At 73.9% G+C, this 26,267-nt stretch carries 22 protein-coding genes and 1 pseudogene; 10 read left to right on the top strand and 13 right to left on the bottom strand.

Annotation, left to right across the window (positions count from 1 at the left end; genetic code table 11):
* Positions 1–87: 87 nt before the first annotated feature.
* Complete coding sequence (locus CG736_RS04705) at positions 88–1,755, top strand: ABC-F family ATP-binding cassette domain-containing protein (protein WP_100584818.1); 1,668 nt, start codon at positions 88–90, stop codon at positions 1,753–1,755.
* Positions 1,756–1,817: 62 nt separating this feature from the next.
* Here the strand turns inward: CG736_RS04705 and fabG are convergent, their stop codons facing one another.
* Genes fabG through CG736_RS04690 form a run of 3 tightly spaced genes read right to left on the bottom strand, consistent with a single transcriptional unit; the run spans position 1,818 to position 5,003 of the window.
* A complete protein-coding gene (gene fabG, locus CG736_RS04700) occupies positions 1,818–2,576 on the bottom strand; it encodes a 3-oxoacyl-ACP reductase FabG (protein ID WP_100584817.1) in 759 nt (252 codons plus the stop codon).
* A 35-nt stretch (positions 2,577–2,611) separates the two neighbouring features.
* Positions 2,612–3,799: a thiolase family protein gene (locus tag CG736_RS04695; RefSeq protein WP_100584816.1), complete on the bottom strand. Its 1,188-nt coding sequence runs from the start codon at positions 3,797–3,799 to the stop codon at positions 2,612–2,614.
* A gap of 55 nt (positions 3,800–3,854) precedes the next feature.
* Positions 3,855–5,003 (bottom strand): acyl-CoA dehydrogenase family protein, encoded by a 1,149-nt coding sequence (locus CG736_RS04690; RefSeq protein ID WP_100584815.1) that lies wholly within the window; start codon positions 5,001–5,003, stop codon positions 3,855–3,857.
* A 136-nt stretch (positions 5,004–5,139) separates the two neighbouring features.
* On the opposite strand from CG736_RS04690, the gene CG736_RS04685 reads away from it, so the two are divergent.
* From CG736_RS04685 to CG736_RS04675, 4 genes and pseudogenes are all read left to right on the top strand, one after another.
* Positions 5,140–5,769, top strand: a complete 630-nt coding sequence (locus tag CG736_RS04685; RefSeq protein ID WP_100584814.1) for a TetR/AcrR family transcriptional regulator — start codon at positions 5,140–5,142, stop codon at positions 5,767–5,769.
* 167 nt (positions 5,770–5,936) lie between these two features.
* Positions 5,937–6,362, top strand: coding sequence for a hypothetical protein (locus CG736_RS04680; protein WP_157815408.1), 426 nt, complete (start codon positions 5,937–5,939; stop codon positions 6,360–6,362).
* 100 nt (positions 6,363–6,462) lie between these two features.
* Positions 6,463–6,807, top strand: a pseudogene (locus CG736_RS38845) (DUF3592 domain-containing protein); the annotation flags it as partial.
* A gap of 593 nt (positions 6,808–7,400) precedes the next feature.
* Positions 7,401–8,132, top strand: coding sequence for an MIP family channel protein (locus CG736_RS04675; RefSeq protein WP_043911319.1), 732 nt, complete (start codon positions 7,401–7,403; stop codon positions 8,130–8,132).
* Positions 8,133–8,275: 143 nt separating this feature from the next.
* Here CG736_RS04675 and CG736_RS04670 read toward each other — a convergent pair whose 3' ends face one another.
* The 10 genes from CG736_RS04670 to CG736_RS04625 form a co-directional block, all read right to left on the bottom strand.
* Positions 8,276–9,463 (bottom strand): aminoglycoside phosphotransferase family protein, encoded by a 1,188-nt coding sequence (locus tag CG736_RS04670; protein WP_232733784.1) that lies wholly within the window; start codon positions 9,461–9,463, stop codon positions 8,276–8,278.
* 73 nt (positions 9,464–9,536) lie between these two features.
* Positions 9,537–10,526, bottom strand: coding sequence for an L-histidine N(alpha)-methyltransferase (gene egtD / locus CG736_RS04665; protein WP_100584812.1), 990 nt, complete (start codon positions 10,524–10,526; stop codon positions 9,537–9,539).
* Positions 10,523–11,299 carry an ergothioneine biosynthesis protein EgtC gene (gene egtC / locus CG736_RS04660; RefSeq protein WP_100584811.1) on the bottom strand — a complete coding sequence of 259 codons (777 nt, stop codon included), beginning with the start codon at positions 11,297–11,299 and terminating at the stop codon, positions 10,523–10,525. The genes egtD and egtC overlap by 4 nt, the downstream gene beginning before the upstream one ends.
* Complete coding sequence (egtB, locus tag CG736_RS04655; protein ID WP_100584810.1) at positions 11,299–12,627, bottom strand: ergothioneine biosynthesis protein EgtB; 1,329 nt, start codon at positions 12,625–12,627, stop codon at positions 11,299–11,301. Before egtB ends, egtC begins: the two co-directional genes overlap by 1 nt.
* Positions 12,621–13,883 carry an ergothioneine biosynthesis glutamate--cysteine ligase EgtA gene (gene egtA / locus CG736_RS04650; RefSeq protein WP_232733783.1) on the bottom strand — a complete coding sequence of 421 codons (1,263 nt, stop codon included), beginning with the start codon at positions 13,881–13,883 and terminating at the stop codon, positions 12,621–12,623. Before egtA ends, egtB begins: the two co-directional genes overlap by 7 nt.
* Before the next feature lie 359 nt (positions 13,884–14,242).
* Entirely contained in the window at positions 14,243–14,518 is a 276-nt protein-coding gene (locus CG736_RS04645; protein ID WP_157815407.1) for a hypothetical protein, read from the bottom strand.
* A 98-nt stretch (positions 14,519–14,616) separates the two neighbouring features.
* A complete protein-coding gene (locus CG736_RS04640) occupies positions 14,617–15,159 on the bottom strand; it encodes a HEAT repeat domain-containing protein (protein ID WP_100584807.1) in 543 nt (180 codons plus the stop codon).
* Between the two features lie 68 nt (positions 15,160–15,227).
* Positions 15,228–15,878, bottom strand: coding sequence for a hypothetical protein (locus CG736_RS04635; RefSeq protein ID WP_232733782.1), 651 nt, complete (start codon positions 15,876–15,878; stop codon positions 15,228–15,230).
* A 210-nt stretch (positions 15,879–16,088) separates the two neighbouring features.
* Positions 16,089–17,336: an MFS transporter gene (locus CG736_RS04630; RefSeq protein ID WP_232733781.1), complete on the bottom strand. Its 1,248-nt coding sequence runs from the start codon at positions 17,334–17,336 to the stop codon at positions 16,089–16,091.
* Between the two features lie 162 nt (positions 17,337–17,498).
* Entirely contained in the window at positions 17,499–18,680 is a 1,182-nt protein-coding gene (locus CG736_RS04625) for a winged helix DNA-binding domain-containing protein (protein WP_100584804.1), read from the bottom strand.
* Between the two features lie 523 nt (positions 18,681–19,203).
* Between CG736_RS04625 and CG736_RS04620 the strand changes: the two genes are divergently transcribed.
* The 5 genes from CG736_RS04620 (at position 19,204) to CG736_RS04600 (ending at position 26,139) form a co-directional block, all read left to right on the top strand.
* Entirely contained in the window at positions 19,204–21,087 is a 1,884-nt protein-coding gene (locus tag CG736_RS04620; RefSeq protein ID WP_100585044.1) for a glycoside hydrolase family 6 protein, read from the top strand.
* A gap of 217 nt (positions 21,088–21,304) precedes the next feature.
* Positions 21,305–22,111, top strand: coding sequence for an SAM-dependent methyltransferase (locus tag CG736_RS04615; RefSeq protein ID WP_100584803.1), 807 nt, complete (start codon positions 21,305–21,307; stop codon positions 22,109–22,111).
* Positions 22,108–24,342 (top strand): bifunctional diguanylate cyclase/phosphodiesterase, encoded by a 2,235-nt coding sequence (locus tag CG736_RS04610; protein ID WP_232733780.1) that lies wholly within the window; start codon positions 22,108–22,110, stop codon positions 24,340–24,342. Before CG736_RS04615 ends, CG736_RS04610 begins: the two co-directional genes overlap by 4 nt.
* Positions 24,343–24,472: 130 nt before the next feature.
* Positions 24,473–25,387: an NADP-dependent oxidoreductase gene (locus CG736_RS04605; protein WP_100584802.1), complete on the top strand. Its 915-nt coding sequence runs from the start codon at positions 24,473–24,475 to the stop codon at positions 25,385–25,387.
* Positions 25,384–26,139, top strand: a complete 756-nt coding sequence (locus CG736_RS04600) for a VOC family protein (protein ID WP_100584801.1) — start codon at positions 25,384–25,386, stop codon at positions 26,137–26,139. The genes CG736_RS04605 and CG736_RS04600 overlap by 4 nt, the downstream gene beginning before the upstream one ends.
* Positions 26,140–26,267 lie beyond the last annotated feature (128 nt).

Genomic DNA, 26,267 nt, shown 5'->3' with positions numbered 1-26,267 from the left:
TCGCCGAGTCGGCCCGTCCGTCCGATCCCGGCCCGGGCCGCTCGGCCGCCCGAAGCGAGCCGCCAATGACTGCAAGGGAGTTACCTCATGACCCAACCTGCCCTGATCGCCCACGACCTGGTCCGGGTCCTCGGCGGCCGCCGGATCCTCGACGGCCTGTCGCTGACCGCCGCACCCGGCCGCCGTCTCGGCCTGATCGGCGAGAACGGCTGCGGCAAGTCCACCCTGCTGCGGGTGCTGGCAGGCGTGGACGAGCCCGATGCCGGGAGCGTCGACCGCCCGGCCGACCTCGGGTACCTGCACCAGGAGATCCCGTTCGACGCCGCCACCACCGTCGCCGCCGTACTGGACGACGCGCTGCGCGAGGCCCGAACCGACCTCGCCGAACTCGACCGGCTCGGAGCCGACCTCGCCGAACTCCCGGACGGCGACCCGCGCCTGCCCGACCTGCTGGCCGCGTACGGCGCGCGGCTGGAGCAGGCCCAGGACCGGGAGGCCTGGGACGCCGACCGCCGCGCCGCCCTGCTGCTCGACGGTCTCGGCCTGGCCGCCGTCGCGCCGCAGCGCACTCTCGGCTCGCTGTCCGGCGGGCAGCGCGGCCGCCTCGCCCTGGCCGCCCTGCTGGTGCGCCGCCCCGCGGCCGTCCTGCTCGACGAGCCGACCAACCACCTCGACGACGGCGCCACGGCCTTCCTGGAGGAGCAACTCCGCTCCCTGCCGGGCACGGTGGTCGTCGCCAGCCACGACCGGGCGTTCCTCGACGCGGTCTGCACCGACCTGCTCGACCTCGACCCGGCGGCGGACGGCCCGGTCCGCTTCGGCGGCGGCTACCGGGCCTACCTGGACGCCAAGCGCGCCCGGCGGCACCGCTGGGAGCGCCGGTTCGCCGACGAGCAGCGGGAGTTGGCGGAGCTGCGGCGCTCGGTGGAGGTGACCGCGCACCGGGTCGCCCCGGACCGCGGGCCCACCGACAACGAGAAGATGGGCTATGGCCACCGGGCCGGCCGGGTGCAGCAGCAGATCTCCCGCCGGGTGCGGGACGCCGCCGGCCGACTCGCCGACCTGGAACGCCGCCAGGTGGCCGAACCGCCCGCCCCGCTGCGCTTCGCCCCGGACGCCCTCGCCACCGGCCCGGACGCCCTCGCCGGCGGCCCGGACGCCCTCGCCACCGGCCCGGAGCAGGAGGTGCCCGACCCGCTGGTGACGTTGCACCGGCTCCGGGTACCCGGACGGCTCGCACTCGACGCCCTGGACGTGGCTGCGGACGAACGCCTGCTGATCACCGGCGGCAACGGCACCGGCAAGTCCACCCTGCTCGCCGTCCTGGCCGGCCGCCTCGACGCGACGGGGCGGGTGCACCGGAGGCCCGGCCTGACGGTGGGTCTGCTCACCCAGGACACCGCGTTCGAACGGCCCGACCGCACCGCCCGCGACACCTACGAGCTGGCGCTCGGCCCCGACCGCGCCGAACGCGTCCCGCTGGCCTCGCTCGGTCTGCTGGCCGCCACCGACCTCGACCGCCCCGTCGGGTCCCTGTCGGTCGGCCAGCGCCGCCGCCTCGCCCTCGCCCTGCTGGTGGCCCGCCCGCCGCAGCTGCTGCTGCTCGACGAACCCACCAACCACCTCTCCCCGGTGCTCTGCGACGAACTGGAGGAGGCCATGGGCGCCAAGGGCCCGGGGGCGATCGTGGTGGCCGCCCACGACCGCTGGCTGCGCCGCCGCTGGCAGGGCCGCGAGATCGGCCTGAACCCCTGACGCACCGCCGGCCCGGCCCGGGCTCCCACGAGCCCGGGCCGGGCCGGCCTGCGCCAACGGACCTACCGCGCGCCGCCGTTGACGTACAGCGTCTGCCCGCTCACGTACGACGCGTCCTCGCTCGCCAGGAACGCCACCACCGAGGCGACCTCCTCCGGCAGGCCCACCCGCCGCAGCGGGGTGCGCTGCGCGACCTCCGCCTGGTGCGCCTCCGGCGTCGCCCCGACCCGCTCGGCCGTCGCCGCCGTCATCGAGGTCGCGATGTAGCCCGGCGCGACCGCGTTCACGTTCACGTTGTACAGACCCAGCTCGATCGCCAGCGTCGCCGTCAGGCCTTGGATGCCGGCCTTCGCCGCCGCGTAGTTGGCCTGGCCGCGGTTGCCCAGCGCCGATCGCGAGCTCAGCGACACGATCTTGCCGTACTTCTGCTGCACGAAGTACCGCTGCGCGACGTGCGAACAGTTGTAGGCGCTGGTCAGATTGACCGACAGCACCAGGTCCCAGTCGCTCTTCGGCATCTTGAAGAACAGGTTGTCGCGGGTGATCCCGGCGTTGTTCACCAGGATGTGCACCCCGCCCAACTCCTCGACCACGGAGGCGAACACGGCCTCCACCGCCGCGTAGTCGGCCACGTCGCAGCCGAATGCCCGCGCTGTGCCGCCCGCCGCGACGATCTCCTTGACGGTGCCCTCGGCCCGCTCCGCCGTCAGGTCGACCACGGCCACCGCCGCGCCCTCCTCGGCCAGCCGCCGCGCCGTCGCCGCCCCGATGCCCTGCGCGGCGCCGGTCACCACCGCCACCTTGCCGTCGAACCTGCCCACAGTCACACCTTCCTGATGGTTCGTCATGAATGAACTCAGTCCCGCTCGACCAGCACCGCGGAGCCCTGGCCGACGCCCACGCACATGGTCGCCAGGCCGCGCCGGGCACCGGTGCGGCGCATCCGGTGCAGCAGCGTGGTGAGGATCCGGGCGCCCGAGCAGCCCAGCGGGTGGCCCAGGGCGATCGCCCCGCCGGACGGGTTCACCAGCTCCGGGTCGATGCCCAACTCGCCGACGGACGCCAGCGCCTGGGCCGCGAACGCCTCGTTGAACTCGGCGGTCTCCACGTCCTGCAGCTTCCAGCCGCCGCGCTCCAGCACCCGCCGGGTCGCCGGGACCGGCCCGATGCCCATCACGTCCGGGTGCACGCCCATCGACGCGCCCGCCACGTACCGCCCCAGCGGCTCCAACTCCAGCTCCGCGAGCGCTCGTTCGCTGACCAGCAGCAGCGCTGCCGCGCCGTCGTTCATCGGCGAGGCGTTGCCCGCGGTGACGGTTCCGCCCGCCCGGAACACCGGCTTCAGCGCGGCCAGCTTCTCGGCCGTGGTGTCGGGACGGATCGACTCGTCGCGCTCCACCAGCACCCCGTCCGGGCGCTCGACGGCCAGCAGCTCGGCGTCGAAGTGGCCCGACTCCCGTGCCTGCGCGGCCAGTCGGTGGCTGCGCAGCGCGAACGCGTCCTGCGCCTCGCGGTCGATGCCGTAGCGGGCCGCGACCTCCTCGGCGGTCTCGCCCATCGACAGCACGCCGTGCAGCTCGCGCATCCGCGGGTTGGTGAGGCGCCAGCCGAGCCGGGTGTCGAAGGTCTCCAGCTTGTGCGGCAGCGCCTCGTCCGGGCGGGGCAGCACGAACGGGGCCCGGCTCATCGACTCGCAGCCGCCCGCCACCACCACGTCCGCCTCGCCGGACCCGATCGCCCGGGCCGCCGTGGTGACGGCCTCCATCCCGGACGCGCACAGCCGGTTGACGGTCGCACCCGGGACCGAGTCGGGCAGGCCGGCGAGCAGCACCGCCATCCGGGCCAGGTTGCGGTTGTCCTCGCCGGCCTGGTTGGCGGCGCCCCAGTACACGTCGTCGATCCGCGCCGGGTCCAGCCCCGGCACCTGGTCGAGCAGTCCGCGCAGCACCGCCGCCGACAGGTCGTCGGGCCGGACGGCGGACAGTGCGCCGCGCAGCCGACCGATCGGGGTGCGGCGGGCGGCGGCGATGAAGACCGGAAGCACTTCGTCGAGCTCCTGTTCGTGACGGTCGGTCGACCGGTGCGCTCGTGACGCACGGTCAGAAGGCGTTGACCCCGGTGAGGGAACGCCCGATGAGCAGCTTGTGGATCTGACTGGTGCCCTCGTACAGCGTCATCACGCGGGCGTCGCGCAGGTACTTGCCGACCGGGTACTCGTCGATGAAGCCGTACCCGCCGAACACCTGCAGTGCGTTGTTCGCCGACCGCACCGCCGCCTCGGAGGCGAACAGCTTGGCGACCGAGGACTCGGTGGCGAACGGCAGGCCGCGGTCGACCAGGTCGGCCACCCGCCAGGTCAGCAGCCGCGCCGCGGCCACGTCCACCGCGATGTCGGCCAGCAGCTCCTGCACCAACTGGTGGTGGGCGATGGACTTCCCGAACTGCTCGCGTTCGCCGGCGTAGCGGACGGCCGCGTCGAGGGAGGCCTGCGCGATGCCGACGCAGCCCGCCGCGACCGACATCCGGCCCTTGGCGAGCGCCGCCATCGCCACCGTGAAGCCCTTGCCCTCCGCGCCGAGCCGGGCACTGTCGGGCACCCGGACCGCGTCGAAGGACAGCTCGGCGGTCGCCTGGCCGCGCAGGCCCAGCTTGCCGTGGATCGGCGTGCGGGTGAACCCGGGCGTGTCGGTGGGCACCAGGAAAGCGCTCACCCCCCGGTGCCCGGGCTCGCCGGTGCGGGCGAACACCAGCGCCACCTCGGCCCACGTCCCGTTGGTGATGAACATCTTCGAACCCGAGATCAGCCAGTGGTCGCCGTCCCGCACCGCCCGGGTGGTCAGATTCGCCGCGTCCGACCCGGTGCCGGGCTCGGTCAGCGCGAAACACGCCAGCGCCTCGCCCGAGCACAGCCGCGGCAGCCACTGCCGCTTCTGCTCCGCCGTGCCGAACGCGTTGATCGACTTGGCGACCAGGCCCAGCGAGACCGACACCACCCCGCGCACCGAGGAGTCTCCCCGCCCGAGCTCCTCCAGCACCAGGCAGTACGCCAGGTGGTCGCCGCCGCTGCCGCCGTACTCCTCCGGCAGGGTCAGGCCGAGGAAGCCCAGCGCGCCGAGCTTCTTCACGATCCCCAGGTCGATCGACTCCGCCCGGTCCCACTCGGCGGCGAACGGCACGATCTCCCGGTCGGCGAACCCGGCCGCCAACTCCCGGACGGCGGCCTGCTCCTCGGTCAGCTCCAGGTCCACGCGGCGACCCCTCGACAGTCCCAATAAACTAGCGGTGCAAGTTTTACGGCGACTGTAGCCCGCCCCCGCCCCGCACGGAAGAGGCCGCCTGCGACAATGGGCCGGTTCCGTCGGCCCGCGACCCGAGGAGGCCAAGATCGCCCGACCGCGCACCCCTCTGCTCAGCCGGGACCGGATCGTCGCCGCCGCACTCGCCCTGGTCGACACCGAGGGACTGCCCGCCCTCTCCACCCGCCGCCTGGCCGCCGAACTATCCGTCAGCGGACCGTCCCTCTACAACCACTTCGCCACCAAGGACGAACTCCTGGACGCCGTGGTCGACAGTGTGATGGGCGAGGTCGACCTCACCATGTTCGACGCGCCGGACGACTGGCGCACCGCCCTGCGCGACTGGGCCCGCTCCTACCGCGCCGCCCTGGCCGCCCACCCGCACCTCGTCCCCGTCCTCGCCCAGGGCCCCGGCCGCCGCCCCAACGCGCTGCGCCTCGCCGACGCCGTCTTCGGCTGCCTGGTCGACGCCGGCTGGCCCCGCGGCCAGGCCACCCGGATCGGCGCCCTGATGCGCTACTTCATCACCGGCTCCGCCCTCGGCTCGTTCGCCGCCGGCTTCCCCGAGGACGCCGCCCTCTACACCGCCGACTACCCCCACCTCGCCGACGCCCACCGCCTCGCCGAACACCGCCGCACCATCGACGAAGGCGCTTTCGAAACCGGCCTCGAAGCGCTCCTCGACGGGCTCGAACTCCGCTACCGCAAGCTGAATTGACGGAGCGTCATCAGCCGTGAGCCGTGGGAGTCCGTGCCGCCGACGACGTCGAACGGGCGCAGCGCACCTTCGCGCCCGGACGCACTGACCTGCCCCTGCCCTCCGCCGGCCGTGCCCCGCCTGCCATGATCCACTCGTTCGCGGACCGCAGTGAGGAAGGCAGCACGATGAGCCGCAACCCGAAACTCCTCGCCCTGATCGGCCCGTTGCTCATGCTCGTCGCAGTCCTCATGGGCTGGTCGAACATCCAGGCCCGCATCGACTTCGCCGACGCACCCCGCGTCCGGGCGACGGTCCTGACCGCCGACTACCGCGAGGCGCGCAGCTCCACCGCCCGTGACATCACCCTCGGCGTACCGGAGCCGGTTCCGCTCGACGACATTCGCACCGCCCCCGGCGGCCTGGTGCCCGGCGCCACCGTCACCGCCCTGGTCCGCCCCGGCCACGCGCTGCTCCCCGCACAGCTCTCCTGGTCCACGCTGATTCTCCCGGTCTTCCTCGCCGCGCTGGGTCTCGCCGGCACCGTGATCGGCGTCTGCGCGATCCGGGCCGACCCGCCGACCGGGCCCACCGACCCGGAAGCCTGGTTCTGACCGGGCCGGGGATTCCGTCGCACGGCCAGGCGGAAGGCACTTGCCCCGCGCGCCCCGTGATCCTGTTCTGCGGCGCATCGCACGGCACCGGGGGGAACGGATGCCCGACGGAGAACAGGCTTTTACTACGCTCTTCAGCCTCATCGCGGGGCTGCTGGCCCTGATCGGCCTGCTGATCGCCGGCCGCGGCATCACCGGCATCGTCCTCGTCCTGCGGCGCTCCTGCCGCCGCACCCGCATCCGCACCTCCGGACTCGTCGCCGAGGCGCAGGTGCTGGACAGCCACCCGACGAGGGCGCGGCCCGACGACTGGCTCTCCACCGTCACCCGGCGCCACGTCGTCCTCGGTTTCCGGACTGCCGACGGCCAGGACATCCGCGTCGAGGACACCACCGGCATCCCCCGGACCGTCGGCGACCGGGTCGCCCTCCGGGTATCTCCCCGCCCACCCGCACCAGGCCCTTCCCACCGATGCGCCCGGCTCCGGCCGGCACCTCGGGCACACCCTCGGCGTCGTGTTCGGCTCGTTCTTCGGACTGGCCGGCCTGGTCTTCGCCGCAGTCGCCATCGGCATGGCCGTCTTCGCCTCCCAGCTGCCGCCCGAGCCGCCGCCCGACCCGGGCACCTGGCCGTAGCGACCGGCGCCGCGCCCGAGCGTCTCCGGCTTCGACGCCCCGAGAGCCCTTGCGGGAGCCCTAGTGGGCGGTCTGCGCGACTGCGTTCTGTCGACCGGGCCCGACCGGGCGCCCGTGGAACGTGCCGCGGATGCGCTCCAGAGCCGTCTGGGCCGATGGTCTGACGTTCCGACAGCGGTTCGCTGCCCAGCCTGTACCTTTCTGTCCGTTTTACTTCCGTTTTGCATTGAGCTCTCCGTTTCCGTACGGTTTCATCCGTTCGGAGCAATTCGGCAGGCGGACGCGCCGTGAACACGGCGTTGCGCCGTCCGGCCGACATGCGGTCGCTCGAACGGTCGACCATGGTCGGCCGGACGTGGGCGGCACCGGTCCGCCTGCCCTGACGGTCAGGAGGACCAGGCGTATGGGTGGAACGGACAGGCGGGCGGTGATCGGCGAGTTCCTCGGGACGCTGCTGCTGGTTCTGCTGGCGGTGGGCGCCGCGGTGCTCGCGGGCGAGGCGATCGGCCCGGTCGGCATCGCGCTGGCGTTCGGCTTCGTGCTGCTCGCGCTGGCGTACGCGCTCGGACCGATATCCGGCTGCCACGTGAACCCGGCGGTGACGCTCGGCTTCCTGCTGGCCCGCCGGATCGACGGGCGCACCGCGGTGTCGTACTGGATCGCGCAGGTGCTCGGCGGCATCGCCGGCGCGGCGCTCGTCCTGGTGCTGGCCAAGCAGGTGCCGGGGCTCGAAACCCACGGCAAGCTCGGCACCAACGGCTGGGGCGACCGCTCCGAGGTGCACATCAACGCCGGCGGCGCGTTCCTGACCGAGGTCGTCCTCACCTTCCTGCTGGTGTACGTCGTGCTGGCGGTCACCCACCGGCTGGCCGCGGTCGGCTTCGACGGGCTGCCGATCGGCATCGCCCTGGCGGTCGTCCACCTGGTCGGCATCCCGCTCACCGGCACCTCGGTCAACCCGGCGCGCAGCCTCGGCCCGGCGCTGTTCGCAGGCGGCGACGCGCTCTCCCAGCTGTGGCTGTTCCTGCTCGCCCCGCTGGTCGGCGGCGCCCTGGCGGCGGGCATCCACCTGCTGACCCACCCGCAGCCGAACCTTCCGGTCGCGGAGGCCCTGGCCACCGACGCCCGGGTGTAGTACCCGACCCGACGGCCGAAGCGGCGGTCGGGACCGTGATGAACGGTCCCGGCCGCCGCTTCGGCGTCGGGTGCTGCGGGGCCGGCCGGGCACGCGGCTCGAAGTCGCTCACCGGGCCGGCCCGCACTCCGGAGGGAGAGCGCCTACCGCAGGGCGCGGCGCAGGGACGCCGCCGGGTCGCCCGCGTGGTACGGGCGCTCGCTGGGCTCGATGCCGTCCAGGAACTCCTGGTAGCGCAGCGCGTAGTGGAGGTGCATCAGCGGGGCGGCCGGCTTCAGCGCGCGCAGCGGGTCGCTGCCCGGGACGAGGGCCTGCCAGGCGGCGGCCCAGCGGGCCCGGACCTGGGCGGCGCGCTCGGGGGAGAGGAACGGGTCGGGGCGCAGGCCGTCGAGGGCCGGGTGGCTCCACACCGCGTCGGAGAAGTCCAGGACCACCCCTCGCTCGCCGTCCCAGCGCCAGTTGCCCGGATGGCAGTCGCCGTGCACCAGCGTCAACGGCAGCCCGCAGTCCGCGAGTTCGTCGACCAGCTCGGGCAGCCGGTCGGCCAGTGCCAGGGCCCGGTCGTACTCCTCGGCGGTCAGCTCCGGCCGCAGCCGCTCCAGCAGCGCCGGGAACAGCTCCGCCAGCGCCGCCGGCGAGCGGTCCGTCAACCCGCCCGGCCCGTCCGCGGCAGCGGCCGCCTGCACGGCCGCCCACCGGTCGACGACACTCAGCATGCCGTCCTCCGGCAGCCCCCAGCAGTCCACGCCCGGCACGTCCGCCATCAGCATCCGACGACCGTCCGCCGCCAGCACCTGCGGCACCAGCCCCGGGTCGGCCTTCGCCACCCGGGCGATCACCTCGGCCTCGGCCACCGCGAACGGCGGAGTGCTCTTCAGCCAGGCCGCACCCGCACCGGTCGGGAAGCGGGACAGCGCCGACAGGTTCCAGCTGCGCAGCTGCTCCACCGGGCCGGACCGCGGCCGCCCCAGCGCCGCCAACTCGCCGTCCGCCCATGCCCACTCCGCGGCCAACCCGTCCGCAGACGCCCACGGCAGCCGCAGCGACTGCTCGTCGATCTCCACGGCGGGGGCCGCGGTCAGCGGCTGCGACGGACGCTCCAGCGCCTGCGCCAGGTACACCACGTCCCCGCAGCTGCCGGTCTCCCCACCGTCCACGGCGAGCATCCGCAGCAGGGCCACCGGTGCCCCGGCCGCCTCGGCGGCCGCCCGCACCACCTCGCCGATCTGCGCCCAGTAGGGCGAGGAGGCCGTGAAAGGCCCCACCGCGCCGAGAAGTTCACCCTGCCATGCGATCAGGACGGTAGCCGTCCGCTGTTCAGTGTTCTGCACCCCGGCATTGTCCGGACGCAGCGGCCCGCCCGCCAGCGAATTACCGCCGACGGGCGGGCCCGGCGGTCGCCGCTCAGTCCGAGGCGTCCGTCATCGGCCGCGACAGCGACAGCCCGAACCGGCCCTCCGCGTCCGTCCACCATTCGGTCAACTTCAGTCCGGCGGCGAACAGTTCACGCTCCACCCGCTCCCGGCGGAACTTCGCCGACACCTCCGTGTACAGCTCCTCGCCCTCCTCGAAGTGCACCGCGAGACCCAACTCCGTGATCTTCACGCTCTGCGCCCGCAGCGAGCGTAGCCGCATCTCGATCCACTCCTGCTCGGGATCCCACAACGCGACGTGCGCGAACTGCGCGGGGTCGAAGTCCGCGTCCAGCTCCCGGTTCAGCACGGACAGCAGGTTCCGGTTGAACGCCGCCGTCACCCCCGCCGCGTCGTCGTACGCGGCGACCAGCACCGCCGGGTCCTTCACCAGGTCGGTGCCCAGCAACAGGGCGTCGCCCGGCAGCAGTTGGGCCCGCAGGCCGGACAGGAACGCCGCCCGCTCGGCCGGCACCAGGTTGCCCAGCGTGCCGCCGAGGAACACCACCAGCCGCGGGCCGCCGCCCTCCTCCGGCAGGCCGAGACCGGTGGTGAAGTCCGAGAGCACCGCGGAGACGTCGAGCCCCGGGTACTCCTCGATCAGCGACGCGGCCGCCGACTCCAACGCGCTCTCGCTGACGTCGACCGGCACGTACCGCTCCAGGGTGCCGTGCCCGCGCAGCGCGTCCAGCAGCAGCCGGGTCTTCTCCGAGGAGCCGGAGCCCAGCTCGACCAGGGTGCGGGCCCCGGTCGCGGCCGCGATCTGCCCGGCCCGCGCGGTCAGGATCTCCCGCTCCGCCCGGGTCGGGTAGTACTCGGGCAGCCGGGTGATCTCCTCGAACAGCTCGGAGCCCCGGGCGTCGTAGAACCACTTCGGCGGCAGCCGTTTGGGCTGCCCCGTCAGACCTGCGCGCGCATCGGCGCGCAGCGCCCGGTGCAGGTGGTCGGCGGGCAGCAGGCGGGTCAGCCGGTATCCGGTCACAGCGGGGCGTCCTCTCGGCTACGCGGCCCGGTCGGGGCCAGGGGGGTGAGCGCGCTGCCGGCCGCATCGGCCACCAGCAGGGAACGGTCGGGGACTTCGGACCAGCCCGGCCCGTCGTCGAACGGCTCGGAGGCCACCAGCAGCGAACCGTCCGCGTCCCGCCGCCGGAACAGCGTGTCCCCCCAGGCGGTCGCGGCCAGGCTGCGGCCGTCGGTGGCCAGCAGGTTGATCCGGGCATCGGCCAACTCGGACGCAGCCAGGCACACTTCGGCCAGCGCCTTGCCCAACTCGACGCCGCTGCGCAGCCGGTTCAGCACCACCGCCCAGAGCAGCGCCGAATCGGTGCGCGCCTCCAGCTCCAACAGCTCACCGGTCGGGATCAGTTCGGCCAGCGGCTCGAACGCGCCCGGCCAGCCCGGCAGCGCCCCGTTGTGGCTGAACAGCCAGCGCCCGGCGGCGAACGGCGCCGCCGCCTGCGGGCCCGGCGCGCAGCCCGGGGTGGCCGAGCGGACCGCGCCGAGGATCGCGTGCGAGCGCACCACCCGGGCCAGGTCCGCCAGGTCGCCGTCCGCCCAGATCGGCCCCTCCCGCCGGTAGCGGGCCGGCCGCTCGTCGCCCTCGGCGTACCAACCCACCCCGTAGCCGTCCACGTTGACGGTGCCGTGGCGCTGCAAGCGGGGCGCCCAGGACTGCCGCAGCGGCCCGAACGGCGGATCCAGCAGCACCGTGCGCAGCGCCACCGGCCGTCCCAGGTAAGCGAAGTGACGACACATCAGGCCTCACCCGCGCCCTCGGCGTCACGGGCGGTGCGGAACCCGGAGAAGATCTGCCGCCGGATCGGGTAGTCCCAGTTGCGGAAGGTGCCCCGGCAGGCGACCGGCGCGACCGCGAACGACCCGCCGCGCAGCACCTTGTACTCGGGCCCGAAGAACACCTCCGAGTACTCCCGGTACGGCCACGCCCGGAATCCCGGGTAGGCGGTGAAGTCGCTCGCCGTCCACTCCCACACGTCGCCGATCAACTGCCGCGCCCCGTACGGCGACTCGCCCTGCGGGTAGGCGCCGACCGGGGCCGGGCGCAGGTGGCGCTGGCCCAGGTTGGCGTGCTCCGGGCCGGGCGGCTCGTCGCCCCACGGGAAGCGGCGGGAGCGGCCGGTCGCCGGGTCGTGCCGGGCCGCCTTCTCCCACTCCGCCTCGGTCGGCAGCCGCCGTCCCGCCCATCGCGCGTACGCGTCCGCCTCGTACCAACTGACGTGCAGCACAGGCTCGTTCGGCGGCACCGGCTCCAGGTGGCCGAACCGGCGGCGCAGCCACTGGCCGCCCTGATCGGTCCAGAACAGCGGCGCCGTCAGGTCGGCGGCCATCCGGTGCTCCCAGCCGGCCGGCGTCCACCAGCGGGGCTCCCGGTAGCCGCCGTCCGCGATGAACGCCTGGTAGGCGGCGTTGGAGACCGGCGCGGTGTCCAGCCAGAACGCCGGCAGGTCCACCGGGTGGGCCGGTCGCTCGTTGTCCAGCGACCACGGCTCGGTGTCGGTGCCCATGGTGAACGGCCCGGCGGGGACCAGCACTTCGGGCCGCAGGACGCCCTCGGCGGCGGGCGGGGGAGGGGCGTCCAGGACCGCCGGGCCGGTGCGCAGCTGGTGGGTGATCAGCATCGTCTCGTCGTGCTGCTGCTCGTGCTGCGCGATCATTCCGAACGCGAACCCGGCGTCCAGCAGCGGCGCACCCTCCAGCGGGGAGGCGGCCAGCAGGTCCAGCACCCGGCCGCGCACCTCGTGCGCGTAGGCGCGGGCCTGGTCGGGCGGCAGCAGCGGCAGGCTGGGCCGCTCGGAGCGCGGGTGCTCGAACGCGTCGTACAGCGGGTCGATCTCCGGATGCATCGGGTCGCGGCCGCCGACGTTGCGCAGCAGCCACAGCTCCTCCTGGTTGCCGATGTGCGCCAGGTCCCAGACCAGCGGCGACATCAACGGCGAGTGCTGGGCGACCAGTTCGGCGTCCTCCACGGCACCGGTGAGCAGCGCGGTGCGCTCCCGGGCGGCCAGCAGTTCGGTGGCGATCAGCTCGCGCAGTACGGCGGGGTCGGTGCGGTCGGCGTTCAGCACGAGGAGTCCTCCTGCAGCGCGGGCGCCGCACCGGAGCGCAGCGCGGCCAGCTGGTCGTCGGCGGGGCAGCGGCCCCGGGCCGGATAGCGTTCGGCGAACTCCAGTACGGCGGATCGCAGTTCGCCGTCGCGGCGGGACAGCGCCCGGTCGGCGGCGGCGAAGCAGGCCAGTGCGGCCCTGCGCAGCTCCGGGTCGGCCATGCCGAGCGCGGCGGCGCGCCGCCACAGGCCCGAGCGGGGCGCGCGCGAGCCCGCGTGGCCGAGCCGCTCCAGCGCGTCCAGGGCCTCCTCGGCGGCCGGCGGATCGTCCATCAGCGCGGAGACCAGCGCCAGCGGCACCCGCCAGCCCTCGCCCGGCTGGGCGTCGATCATCCGCAGCTCCAGATGGCCGCGCGGGCGCACCGGCGGGAACAGCGTGGTGCGGTGGTAGTCCAGGTCGGCCAGCGCGACGCCGCGCTCGCCGCCGCCGCGCAGCCAGTCGCGGAAGGTCAGTCCGGCCGGCGCGTCCCACGGCAGGCGGTCGGTGCGGCGCACGCACAGCACCGTGGCGTCCAGCACGTACCGGGTCCACGCCTCGCGCGGATCGGCCAGCGGCGGCGGAGCGAGCGTGCGGGAGGGGTCCATCCGGGACCAGATCAGCTGCCGGGTCGACTTCCAGCCCGTCGGGCGGCCCTCCAGCAGCGGCGAGTTGGCGAACGCGCCGACCAGGACCGGGCCCAGCAGGTGGGCGAGTCGCCAGCGGTCGAGGTAGGTCCGCTCGGTGCCCGCGTCGACGCAGACCTGTACCGAGGCGGTGCCCGTCATCATGATCCGGCCCCACGGGCCGCCGCGGTCGAAGTAGCGTTCCATCGCCCGGTACCGCGGGTGGGTGGCCTGCATCTGGCGCTCACGGTCCAGCGGATCGGTGCCGGTGCCCGTCAATCGCAGGCCCTCGGCGGCTAAGGCCGCCCGCAGCACCGCCTGGTCGGCGCTCAGACCGGCCGCGCAGGCGGCCGGGTCGGGGGCGGGCGGGGAGCTCAGCTCGACCTGCCCGCCGGGTTCGTACGTCAGCCGCGAGCCGGCCGGAAACACCGGGCCGTCGGCCGAATCGGGCAGCACCGCCAGTGCGGACGCCACCCGGGCGGGATCCACCGGGGCGGTCGGACATCGGTCGTCGTGGACGAACCACTCCGCCTCCACCCCGACCAGCGCCGGGGGCCCGATCTTGAAACAGATGGCGCCCAGGTGTCGTTCGGCCGACGCCTCGGTCAATTCCATCAATGCGGTTACGCTCTGTGTCGAACCGACCGGCCGATCGGCCTGTGGTGGACGTAGAGATGTCACCGGACTCACCATCCCTCGGTACGTGACTATGGCCCGGTTGTTCCTGCTCAGTCTGCCCCGGAGCAAACCTCGACGCCGCTCGGCCCGCAGTCGCGCAGGTCAAGCGGGTGAGAGCGGTGCGGGGACGATCCGACGGCAGGGCGGGATCCGGCCAGGGGCGGGCGGAATCGGGTGAATTCGTCCACCAGTTCGACTTGACCCTGTGTGAGCGGCTGTGCGGGCGGTCCGGCCGGCGGCCGGACCGCCCGCAGGAGTGGCCGCCGGTCCGGCCGGACGCCCGGCCTGCCGCAGGCTCAGCGGTCGAGGCCCAGGGAGTCGGGAAGGCCCCGGATCCAGGCGGCCCGATCCGGTTCCGCCGCGGCGATGCGCTCCAGCCCGTCGACGAACCGCCGGTGCGCCGCCGCGTCCATGCCGCCCAGCTCGTGGGCGACCCCCTCCAGCGTGCTCAGCGCCAACCGGGCGTCGTGCCCCACCGCGACGAGGTCCTCCAGGGTCGCCAGCGCCGTCAGGAGCGCCCGGACCACCTCGTCCCCCTGGGCCACGGCCGCCTCCTCCACCCGAGTGATCACGGAGGCGATGCTGCCATCCGCACCGGACGCCCGGGACGGCGGGTCCTGGGCCGGGCGTCCGAGGACGCGCACCGGCGGTTCGACCGGGCCCCGGGCGGCTACCTCGGCGGGCGCGGTGCCGTCCGCCGGTGGATCGGCCCTCCGGGCGCGTACCAGCCCGCCTTCTTCCGGACGGCCGGGCTCGGGTCGTCGGCGCGGGCCGCCTCCAGGGCGGCGACGGCGCGGGCCTCGGTGTGGACGAACTTGCCGACCAGCTCGGCGGCCCGCACCCGGACCCGCGGATCGGGGTCGGACGCCAGATGCCGCAACGCGGGCTCGATGACCCGCTCCGCACCGGGCGCGCACGTGTCGTCCTTGCACCGGTCGCAGGCCAGGGCGTGGAACGCCGCGATCCTGACGTCGGCGTCCGGATCGTCGGCCATGGCGATGAGCCGCCCCATGGACCCGGTGTCGACGAGATGGTCCAGCAGGCGGCAGCACCCCTCGCGGACGGCCGCGTTCCCGTCGGACAGGCCGGCCCGGATGGCGCCCAGCGCGTCGTCCTTGCGCAGCAGCAGCTCCCGGTAGGCCGCCACGGCGCGCTGCGGGTCGCCCAGGCACGAGACCAGGGCTTCGTTGTCGGTCCTGACGAATCCCAGCATGGCGCCAGTGTCCGCCCCAACGGCCGCCCCGGCAAAGGGATTTCACCGCGCGGCCACGGGGGAAGGGGTCAGGACAGCTCGGGGTCCGGGTGGGCCGGGGTGCGGTCGGCGGCCTTGAGGCAGGCGATGGTCCGCTCGTGGGTGTCCCCCACCCGGTCGACGACCTGGACCCGGATGTAGACCTCGTCGACGACCTGCATGGCGTGCTCGGTGAACCAGCCGAGGAAGCGCCTCCCCTGGGCCGGGAGCGGCATGCCCGCGGTGGTCACCGTGAGCATGAAGTCCTTCCGCTGCTCCAGGCCCGCGGCGGCGATCTCCGCGATCGCGTGCAGCGCCGGCCCCCAGGCGCCCGGTGCGCGGGGCGGTGCGCCGTCGGCGGGCGGCCGGAACGCGACCAGGTAGCTGATGTCCGAGATGACGGCGACGTCCTGGGCGGCGTTCGTCAGATGGCACGCCCAGGCCCGCTGCCCCAGCGGGGCCATGCCGTCCACGGCCCGCCCGGAGTGCCCGAGCGCGGGCCTGACCGTCCTCGCGTACTGGGCGCGCGCGAGCGACGCACCGAGTGCGGCGAGCGCGGCCGTGGTCGCGCTCTGGATGTCGAGGAGCTTCAGCTTCCACGGCCAGGTGTTCTGCAGATGGTCCGACAGGTTGTCGTGGATCACGCTGTACGCCAGCATCGCCAAGGCCACCGCGGCCGCGGTGTTCAACAGTCTGGACAACAGCGTGTTCCTGCGGACGACCCGCTGCTCGCTCTCCATCAGGCCCCCAGTCCCGGCCGGCGACCCGATCCCCCGAACGGCGGGCGCCGGCCACTCCAGGGTCCCCGACGGGCGGCCCGAAGGGAATCAACCGGCCGAGAAAATCAGCACAGTTGAAGCATCACGAAGCCGCCGCGGCCCGGCCCGGGCCGAGGACGCGTCCGGCCTGCCTCAGGTGCCCGGCACCCGCCGCAGCTCACGGATCGGGCGGCTCAGCAGCAGCGCCGAAGCCACCAGCAGCGCGGCCAGCGCCACGGCGGTGAGCACGGTGCTCGGGCCGAACGCCTCGGCGGCCGGGCCGGCGAGCGCACTGCCGATCGGGAGCATGCAGACCGAGCCCGCGACCTCGTACGCGTGGATCCGGTTGAGCACCTCGCCGGGGACCTGGGTCTGCACACTGGTCGCCCACATCACACCCCAGAACGTGACGCCCGTGCCCACCAGCACCTGGGCCACGGCCAGCACCGGAACGTGCCAGCCCAGGACGATCCCCAACGGGTAGAGCGGAAAGGCGAGCAACGCCACGGCGCCCGCCGCGAGCGGCCGCCGGGGCTTGAGCCGGATCGCCAGCAGCCCGCCGCACACCGTTCCGACCGCGAAAGCACAGCTGAGCAGCCCGAACAGGGCCGATCCGTACGCCGGGACGAGCACGCCGGCGGCGACCGGCAGCAGCGGCCCGGTGGAGAACATCGTGTAGAACATCCAGATCACGATGGTGCCCCACAGCCACCGGCGGGAGCGGAACTCCCGCCAGCCGATCGCCAGGTTCCGCCAGAGACTGTCCCCGGGCGGCGGAGCGGCGACCGGGCCCAGCCGCAGCGCGAACAGCCCGCAGGCGCTGATGCCGTAGGTGACGGCGGCGATGACCATGACCCAACCGGTCGCGGCCGCGCCCACCAGCAGGCCCGCCAGCGCCGGGCCGAGCAGCGCGGTCAGGGCCTCGGACGTCCGCAGCACACCGTTGGCCCCCTGCACGTCGCGGGCGACCAGCGGGACGGTACTGGCGGCGCCGGGCTGGAACATCGCCGCGGCCGCGCCGGCCGCCGCCATCAGCGCGTACAACTGCCAGAGCCGCTCGATGCCCTGGAAGAACAGCAGGGCCATCAGGGCGCGGGTGACCAGATTGGTGAGGTCCGCGCCGATCATCATCCGGCGGGCCGTGAACCGGTCGGCGAGCACGCCGCCGAACAGCACCAGGCCGGCGAACGGCGTCGTCATGAAGGCCAGCGCCAGGCCGACGCTGCCGAGCCCGTGGCCCGCACCGATCAGCCCCGCGGAGACCGCCACCGGCAGCATGGTGTGCCCCAGCAACCCGGCGCTGCGCGCGACGAAGTAGTACCGGAAGTTGCGCGACCAGATCGCCGGCCCGGCAGTGGCGGCGGGGCCGAAGAGCGGGGGCTGCAGCTCGGAGTGCGTCACGGGAAGCAGTCTTGGTGCCGACCGGCCGGGATTTCCAGTCGCCACGGGTCACGATCCGGCGGTGGGCGGAAGCCGATCGCCACCGCACCGCAGCGGACCGGATCCGATCGCAGGTCAGGCACCGTCCCGGGCCGGCCGAACCGGTCCGGCGCGGCCGGGGGCTCAGGAGGTGAGACGGCGCTCCAGCGGGGTGCGGAAGCGCGGGGTGACGCGGGCGTCGCCGAGGACGGTGCGCAGGACGGCGGCCTCGGCGGAGATCGCGCCGCGGGCCTCGCGGCCGGGGTCGTCCAGGAGGTCGAGGACCACCTCGCCGTCCGAGCGCTGGGCCCAGCCGCCGACGATCCGGCCGTTCCACCAGACCGTCGGGCCGAGATTGCCGGAGCGGTCGATCAGCTCGGAGCGGTGGGCGGGGGAGAGGTACCAGTCGCGGTGCTTCATGCTCATCGCGGTCGGGTCCAGGGCGGGCAGCAGCGCCGCCCACGGGGCCGGCTCCGGGACGGGGGTGAGATCGTCGGGGAGGACGAAGCCCGCTGCGCCGCCCGCGAGTTCGACCTCGACGGCGGCGCAGCCGGCCAGCGCCGCGCGCACCTCGCGGACACCCCAGCCGGTCCACCACACCAGGTCGTCCTCGGTCGCCGGGCTGTGGCTCGCCAGCCAGCGCCGCGCCAACTCGACCTGCGCGGCGGCGCGTTCGGCGGCGGACGGGGCGGCGGGGGCGTCCGGACCGGGGGCCCAGCGGTGCCGGCTGCTGGTCCAACTGCCCTGCGGGCGGCGGCGGACGATGCTGCCCTCCATGCCCAGCAGCCGCAGCAGCCGCATCCCGACCGGCTGCTCGGCCTGGTAGGAGGTGCCCGCGCCGTACTCGATCGTCTCCCGCAACTGCGGTACGGCCTCGCTGAGTTGGGTCCCGGTCAGCTCGGTGGGCGAGTCGGTGAGGGCGGCCCGGACGGCGGCCTCCACCCCGGCCGTCCACGCGGCGTCGCGGCCGGAGGCGGCGAAGTCCTTGAGCAGGCGGGCGCGTTCGCGGGCCACCACCTTCGCGGTGGTGGAGGCGTACACGGTCGGGGCGAGCGCGGCGGGGATCGCGAACAGCGTGCTGCGCATGCCGTGGTGACGCAGCACGGTGCGGTCCTGGTAGAGGGCCCGCTCGGTGTCGGCGATGCCGGGGGTGGCGAGCCGGGCCGAGACGGCGAGGAAGACCGTGGCGGGGTCGGTGGCGTGCACGGCGACCAGGTCGTCCACCACCTGCTCGGCCCGGTCCGCCCGGGCGCCGGGGGCGAGGCGGTGCCGCCGGGCCAGCCGGGCGCGGCGCTGGTCGTCGTCGAACTGCGGTCGGGCGGGCACGCGTTCCTCCTCGAACTCCGGGCACTCCGGGCCGCCCAGCCTGCCACGCCGCGCCGTCACCCCGCGCCCGCCACACGGACGCCCGGCAGCACCGACAGCCCGCCACACCCGTCACGCCCGTCACAGCGGCCACCGGCCCGGCGACCCCGCGACGTGAAAGTTTCACCCGGGCGGCCGGCCCGCCGCGGGGGTGCGGCGGGGAGGGTCTCGCGTGAAGCGGCAGGGCGGTGAACTGCGCGGCCGGGCCACGGGGCCACCGGAGGCGCGACGGGAGCGCTCCCACGGTTTCTGTGCAACTCCTTGACGACACATCGAGGCCATGGCTTCATATCGGTTGTTCCCAGGCCGAGTTCCACTACGGCCCGGGCCAAGCTTGGGAGCGCTCCCATCCCCAGGGAGGCTCCACCGAGTCCGTCCCCCACCCGAAAGGACTCCCGTCACTGTGTCGGCCAACCTGACGCGCCGTCTTCGGACGGCGGCAGCGGCCGCGGCGCTCGGCGCCGCGACCGTACTGCCCATTGCCATGTCGACCCCCGCCGCCCACGCGGCGGCCCGTGTGGACAACCCCTTCGCCGGCGCCGGGGTGTACGTGAACCCCGAGTGGTCCGCCAACGCTGCCGCCGAGCCGGGCGGTTCGGCCGTCGCCAACCAGCCCACGTTCGTCTGGCTGGACCGGATCGCGGCCATCAACGGCGTCAACGGCGGCATGGGTCTGCGCGACCACCTGAACAAGGCGGTGCAGCAGGCGGCCGGCAAGCCGTTCGTCTTCCAGGTCGTCGTCTACGACCTGCCGGGCCGCGACTGTGCAGCCCTGGCCTCGAACGGCGAGCTCGGCCCCACCGACCTGCCGCGCTACAAGAGCGAGTTCATCGATCCGATCGCCTCGATCCTGGCCGACCCGGCCTACGCGAATCTGCGGATCGTCACCACGATCGAGCTCGACTCGCTGCCGAACCTGGTGACCAACGCGGGCGGCACCGCCACCGCCACGCCCGCCTGCGACACCATGAAGGCCAACGGCAACTACATCAACGGCGTCGGCTACGCGCTCGCCAAGCTCGGCGCCATCTCCAACGTCTACAACTACGTGGACGCCGGTCACCACGGCTGGCTGGGCTGGGACTCCAACCTGCAGCCGACCATCGACACCATCAAGCAGGCCGCCACGGCGTCCGGCTCGACGCTCGGCAACGTCCAGGGCTTCGTCGTCAACACCGCCAACTACGGTGCGCTGCACGAGCCCAACTTCACCGTCGGCGACTCGGTGAACGGCACCACCGTGCGCCAGTCGAAGTGGGTGGACTGGAACAACTACGTCGACGAGGCGTCCTTCGCGAAGGCCTGGCGGGCCAAGGCCGTCGCGTCCGGCTTCAACGCCAACGTCGGCATGCTGATCGACACCTCGCGCAACGGCTGGGGCGGCGCCAACCGCCCGGCCGGACCGGGCCCGAAGACCTCGGTCGACGCGTACGTCGACGGCGGCCGGATCGACCGCCGCTTCCAGACCGGCAACTGGTGCAACCAGTCCGGCGCGGGCCTCGGCGAGCGTCCCAAGGCCGCCCCCGAGGACGGCATCGCCGCGTACGTGTGGGTGAAGCCCCCGGGCGAGTCGGACGGCGCGAGCTCGGCGATCTCGAACGACGAGGGCAAGGGCTTCGACCGGATGTGCGATCCGACGTACACCGGCAACCCGCGCAACAACAACAACATGTCGGGCGCGCTGCCGAACGCCCCGCTGGCCGGCCACTGGTTCTCCGCCCAGTTCCAGGAGCTGATGCGGAACGCCTACCCGGCGCTCGGCTCGTCCGGCGGCAGCGACACCACCGCGCCGACCGCGCCCACCGGCCTCGCCGCGACCACCACCGCCAACAGCGTCGCGCTGACCTGGAGCGCCGCCACCGACAACGTCGGCGTCACCGGCTACGACGTGTACCGCGGCGGCGCCCTGGTCGGCTCCACCGCGAGCACCTCCTACACCGACACCGGCCTCACGGCCTCCACCGCGTACTCGTACACCGTCAAGGCGCGCGACGCGGCGGGCAACGTCTCCCCGGCGTCCGCGGCACTGGTCGCCACCACCAAGGCGTCCGGCGGCGGCACCGGCTCCGGCTGCACCGCGAGCTACAAGGTCACCAACGACTGGGGCGCCGGCTTCAACGCCGACGTCACCGTCACCGCCGGCAGCGCGGCGATCAAGACCTGGAAGGTCAGCTGGAACTACGGCGGCAACCAGCAGATCACCAACCTGTGGAACGGCCAGCTCGCCCAGTCCGGCCAGGCCGTGAGCGTCACCAACCTGGCCTACAACGGGACGGTCGGCGCCGGCGCCAGCACCTCCTTCGGCTTCGGCGCCACCTACTCCGGCGCCAACGCCCTGCCCACCCTGACCTGCACCGCCACCAGCTGACGACGCAGGAACGCAACCCGGCCGCCGTCCGCCCGCAGATCCAGCGGGCGGGCGGCGGCCCCGTTGCCGGGCGGCAGGGCCCCCGAAGTCGCGCGACCGGCGGCGACCGGCGCGGCCGCTCGGACGAGGTGGCTTGCCGAGCGGATCGGAAGTATAGGAAGATCTTTATGTCCTGTTGCCATTTTTCGACCGATTGCCCGCCGGAAGGGGTGCCGTCATGGCGCGTCCGAACTGGGTGCCCGCGGGGACCGACCTCGACAAGCCGAACGCCGCCCGGGTGTACGACTACTACCTCGGCGGTTCGCACAACTTCGAGGTCGACCGGCAGATGGCCCGCAAGGCGATGGAGCTCTGGCCCGACCTGCCGAAGATCATGCGGGCCAACCGGGCGTTCCTGCACCGAGCCACCCAGTACGTGGCCGCGGAGGGCATCAACCGGTTCCTCGACATCGGCTCCGGCATCCCCACCTTCGGCGCCGTCCACGAGGTCGCCCGCGAGTACCAGCCCGACGCCCGCGTGGTCTACATCGACATGGACCCGGTCGCCGTCGCGCACAGCCGCCTGATCCTCGCCGACGACGACCTGTGCCAGATCGTCGACGCCGACCTGCGCAACACCGACGACCTGCTCGCCCGCCCCGAGGTGGAGGACCTGCTCGCCCCCGGCGAGCCCGTCGCCGTCATCCTCAACGCCGTGATGCACTTCGTCACCGACGACGACGAGCCCGAGAAGATCCTCGCCAAGCTCCGCGAAGCCCTGCCCAGCGGCAGCGCCCTGGTCCTCTCGCACGCCTCCCTGGAGGGCCGCCCCGACCAGGCCGGCTCCCACCAGGACCTGTACCGGGCCACCCCCACCCCGCTCACCATGCGCAGCCGCGAACGGATCACCTCCTTCTTCGAAGGCTTCGACCTGGTCGAGCCCGGCGTGGTCTACCTGCCCGAGTGGCGCCCCGACGAGGCCGCCGCGGTCGAGCCGCACCCCGAGCGGATGACCGGGATGGCCGGCGTCGGACGCCTGTCATGAACGAGGCGGCCGCCCCGGACAACGGGTTCCGTACCGCCTGGGCCGCCATGCTGCGCACCGGACACGGGGCGGCCGTGCGCCCCGGCGTCCTCAACCCGTTGATCGCGCGGACCGCCGAACTGCTGCGCCGCGCCGCCCTGGAGCACCCGTTCCGCCCGGAACTCGCCGGGCAGGTCGGCGCGCTGCTGATCGACAACCACTTCACCGACCCCCAGCTGCTCTCCGAAGCCGTTCAGCTGATTCAGAGCCGCGCCGTCCCCGACGGGCGCGGCCCGGCGCTGTCCGGCGCCTTCGCGGCCGGCTGGGCGGCGGCGCTGCGCGAACGCACCCTGCGCGAGCAGGAGGCGATCCGGCTGGCCGCCGACACCGCCCGCCAGGAGATCGAGCGGGCGCTGCGGGTCTCCGAGGCCCGCTTCCGCGCCCTGTTCGAATCCGCGGCGATCGGCATCGGCCTCGGCGACACCGACGGCAACATCCTGGCCGTCAACCGGGCCCTCGGCGAGATCTTCGGCGGCGGCCCCGAGGACATGCAGGGCGTCCGGGTCAACGACCTGATGCACCCCGAGGACACCCCCGGCGTGTGGGAGGCCTACGAGGAGCTGATCAGCGGCAAGCGCGAGTACTTCCAGTTCGACAAGCCGTACTACCGGCGCGACGGCGAAGTGGTGTGGACCCACCTGACGGTCTCGCTGATCCGCGACGACGACGGCTCGCCGCTGTACCAGGTGGCCATGCTGGAGGACGTCACCGACCGCTACCGGCTGCAGGAACGGCTGCGCCACCAGGCCACCCACGACCCGCTGACCGGCCTGCCCAACCGCGCCGCGTTCTTCGAACGGCTGGAGCGCCTCTTCGAGTCGCCGGAGCCGGACGCCCGGTTCGGCCTGTGCTACGTCGACCTGGACGGCTTCAAGGTCGTCAACGACAGCCTTGGCCACGACATGGGCGACCAGCTGCTGTCCGTGGTCGCCCGCCGGCTGGAGTCCGCGCTCAGCCCGCTCGGCCACATGGTGGCCCGGCTCGGCGGCGACGAGTTCGTGGTGCTGCTGGAGAACTGCCGCGGCGAACAGGAGGCCGTCGCCGCCGCCAAGACCGTGCTCGCCGCGCTCACCAAGCCCGTGGTGATCGGCGACCACCGGCTCGCCGTAGGCGCCAGCGTCGGCGTGCTGGAGCGCCGGATCTCCAGCACCACCCCCGGCGCGGCCGTCCGCGCCGCCGACCTGACGCTGTACCGCGCCAAGGAGGCCGGACGCGGCCGCTGGACGCTGTTCGATCCGAAGGAGAACGCGCGCGCCGTCAGCCGGTACGCGGTGTCCGTGCGGATGCCCGCCGCACTGGACCGCGGCGAGTTCTTCATCGACTACCAGCCGATGATCGACCTCGGCACCGGCGTGATGACCGGCGTCGAGGCGCTGGTGCGCTGGCGCGACCCGCAGCTGGGCGTGCTCAGCCCCGAGGAGTTCGTCGGCGTCGCCGAGGAGACCGGGCTGATCATGCCGCTCGGCCGCTGGGTGCTGGAACAGGCCTGCGGGCAGGCCGCCGAATGGGTCGCCAGGTTCGGCGACCGGGCGCCCCGCCTGAGCGTCAACCTGGCCGTCCGGCAGGCCCGCAACGCCGGCCTGGTCGGCGACATCGACCGGATCCTGCGCAGCACCGGACTCGACCCGTCGATGCTGCAGCTGGAGATCACCGAATCGACGGTGGTCGGCCCCGAGGACGAGGCCCTCAAGGCCCTGCACGCCCTGGTCGACATGGGCGTCTCGCTCGCCGTCGACGACTTCGGCACCGGCTGGTCCAACCTCGCCTACCTGCGCGACCTGCCGGTGTCCAACCTGAAGATCGCCGGCTCGTTCGTCGGCGACCTGCACGACCCCGCCAAGGACACCCACCTCGGTTGGCGGATCGTCAGCGGCCTGGTCTCGCTCGCCCACACCCTCGGCCTGTCCGTCACCGCCGAGGGCGTCGAGAGCCGCGCCGACGCCGAACGCCTGCGGCTGATGGGCTGCGACCTCGCCCAGGGCTGGCACTTCGGACGGCCGGTCCGCCCCGCCGAGATCGCCCGCCGGATCGCCGAGGGCGACCCCGACCGGACCGCCGAGATCGAGCCCACCACCGGCCCCGACGGCACCGAACGCCGACGCGCGCCCGAGGGCGTCCGCCAACTCCCGACGGCCGGGCCGGAGTTCGCCCCCGAGTCGGAGCTCGCCCCGCGGACCGACGGCGACTCCTGAGGCCCGGCGCCCCGCCCCCGCCTCCCGGCCCGGCGCTCCCGTTCGGCCCACCCGTCCCCGGCTACCCGCCAGTACCCCGGCAAGCTGAAGGGCGTCGGCGGAACCGGAGAGCAGGAGGAGGCAGGACGCGATGGTGAAGGCATTCGGGTTCGTCGCGTACGGCGGGCCGGAGCAGCAGCAGGTCCTGGACCGGCCGCTGCCCGTGCCCGGCCCGGGCGGGGTGCGGATCGAGGTCAGGGCGGCCGGCGTCAACCCGGCCGACTGGAAGAAACGCGAAGGCTGGTTCGGGACGGTCGCCGAGCCGCCCCTGGTGATGGGCAGCGAAGCCGCTGGCGTGGTGACCGCCGTGGGGGACGATGTGGACGCCTTCGCCGTCGGCGACGAGGTGTTCGGCATCGCCCCCGGCGGCGCGTTCGCCGAACAGGTGCTGCTGTCGGCCCGCGCCACCGCCCGCAAACCCCCCACCGTCGGCTTCGACCAGGCCGCCGCGCTGCCCGTCGCCGCCGCCACCGCCTACGACGCGCTCCGGCAACTCGACCTGCACTCCGGCGAGACCCTGCTGATCGTCGGCAGCTCCGGCGGCGTCGGCAGCGCCGCCACCCAGATCGCCCGCGCCCGCGGCATCACCGTCCTCGGCACCGCCGGAGCCGGCAGCGCCGACCACGTCCGCTCCCTCGGCGGCACACCCGTCCGCTACGGCGACGGCGTCGCCGACCGCCTGCGCGACGCCGCCCCCGACGGCGTCGACGCCGTCCTCGACCTGGTCGGCGGCACCGCCGTCCGCGACGTCGCCGGGGCGCTGCGCCGACCCGGACGGCTGGTGTCCACCGCCGACCGCGCCACCATCGAGGACCTCGGCGGCGCGTACGTGAAGCGCGACGGCACCGCCGCCGTGCTCACCGCCCTCGCCGACCTGGTCGCCGCCGGGACGCTGAACGCGCAGATCAGCGCCAGGTACCCGCTGGAGCACGCGGCCGAGGCGATCGCCGAGGTCGAGTCCGGACACGCCCGCGGCAAGCTGATCCTGGAGATGAACCGCCCGTGAAGATCACCGACGCGAAGCCCGGCGCGCCCTGCTGGGTCGAACTGTCCACCAAGGACCCGGTCGCGGCCAGGACCTTCTACCACGAACTGTTCGGCTGGCGCACCGAGGCCGTCCCCGAAGAGAAGGCGATGGGCTACACCCGGCTGTACGTCGGCGACCGAATCGCCGCCGGCCTGGTCGGGTTGATGAAGGAGGGCCAGCCCACCGCGTGGAACATCAGCTTCCACGCCCCCGACGTCGACGCCACCGCGGAGAAGATCACCGCCGGCGGCGGCAGCCTGATCGTCCCGCCGACGGACGCCCTCGACTGGGGGCGGTTCACCGTCGTCCGCGACCCCGCCGGCGCGGTCTTCTCCGCCTGGCAGCCCCGGAACCGGCGCGGCTGCGAGGTGATGAACGAACCCGGCTCGCTCGGCTGGATCGAACTCGCCACCCGCGACCCGCGGGGCGCGGTCGTGTTCTACCGCGAGATCTTCGACTGGACCGTCACCGTCGGCGAGATGTACACCCAATTCGGCCTGGACGGGCGGGACTTCGGCGGCATGATGGACATGGCCGACCAGTTCCCGCCCGAAGTCCCGCCGTACTGGATGCCGTACTTCGCGGTCGCCGACGTCGACCTGAGCGCCGAACGCGCCGCACTCCTCGGCGCCACCGTCACCCTGCCGCCCACCGACGTCCCTGACGGCCCGCGCCTCGCCGTGCTGCGCGACCCGCAAGGCGCGGCGTTCGGCATCCACGTGGCGTACTAGGAGAGCTGAGCTCGAACAACCCTGCTATCCGGCACCGGAGTTCAGGCTCACGGACGACAACAGGTCGGCGGGCGGCTCGGGCGGCGCAGGCGCCGAGCACCGCAACGCCCGGAGCCGGTAGGGGGGTT

Source organism: Kitasatospora sp. CB02891, from assembly GCF_002803145.1.
Classification (GTDB): domain Bacteria; phylum Actinomycetota; class Actinomycetes; order Streptomycetales; family Streptomycetaceae; genus Kitasatospora; species Kitasatospora griseola.
This window is presented reverse-complemented; position numbering and strand designations above follow the sequence as displayed.

What these genes read in the sequence shown, in the direction of transcription:
- CG736_RS04640 (WP_100584807.1), bottom strand. Translation starts at nt 15,159, where the DNA reads ATGCTGGGATTCGTCAGGACCGACAACGAAGCCCTGGTCTCGTGCCTG.
- CG736_RS04615 (WP_100584803.1), top strand. Translation starts at nt 21,305, where the DNA reads ATGGCGCGTCCGAACTGGGTGCCCGCGGGGACCGACCTCGACAAGCCG.
- CG736_RS04675 (WP_043911319.1), top strand. Translation starts at nt 7,401, where the DNA reads ATGGGTGGAACGGACAGGCGGGCGGTGATCGGCGAGTTCCTCGGGACG.
- CG736_RS04620 (WP_100585044.1), top strand. Translation starts at nt 19,204, where the DNA reads ATGTCGACCCCCGCCGCCCACGCGGCGGCCCGTGTGGACAACCCCTTC.
- CG736_RS04610 (WP_232733780.1), top strand. Translation starts at nt 22,108, where the DNA reads ATGAACGAGGCGGCCGCCCCGGACAACGGGTTCCGTACCGCCTGGGCC.
- CG736_RS04605 (WP_100584802.1), top strand. Translation starts at nt 24,473, where the DNA reads ATGGTGAAGGCATTCGGGTTCGTCGCGTACGGCGGGCCGGAGCAGCAG.
- CG736_RS04705 (WP_100584818.1), top strand. Translation starts at nt 88, where the DNA reads ATGACCCAACCTGCCCTGATCGCCCACGACCTGGTCCGGGTCCTCGGC.
- egtC (WP_100584811.1), bottom strand. Translation starts at nt 11,299, where the DNA reads ATGTGTCGTCACTTCGCTTACCTGGGACGGCCGGTGGCGCTGCGCACG.
- CG736_RS04680 (WP_157815408.1), top strand. Translation starts at nt 5,937, where the DNA reads ATGAGCCGCAACCCGAAACTCCTCGCCCTGATCGGCCCGTTGCTCATG.
- egtA (WP_232733783.1), bottom strand. Translation starts at nt 13,883, where the DNA reads ATGGAATTGACCGAGGCGTCGGCCGAACGACACCTGGGCGCCATCTGT.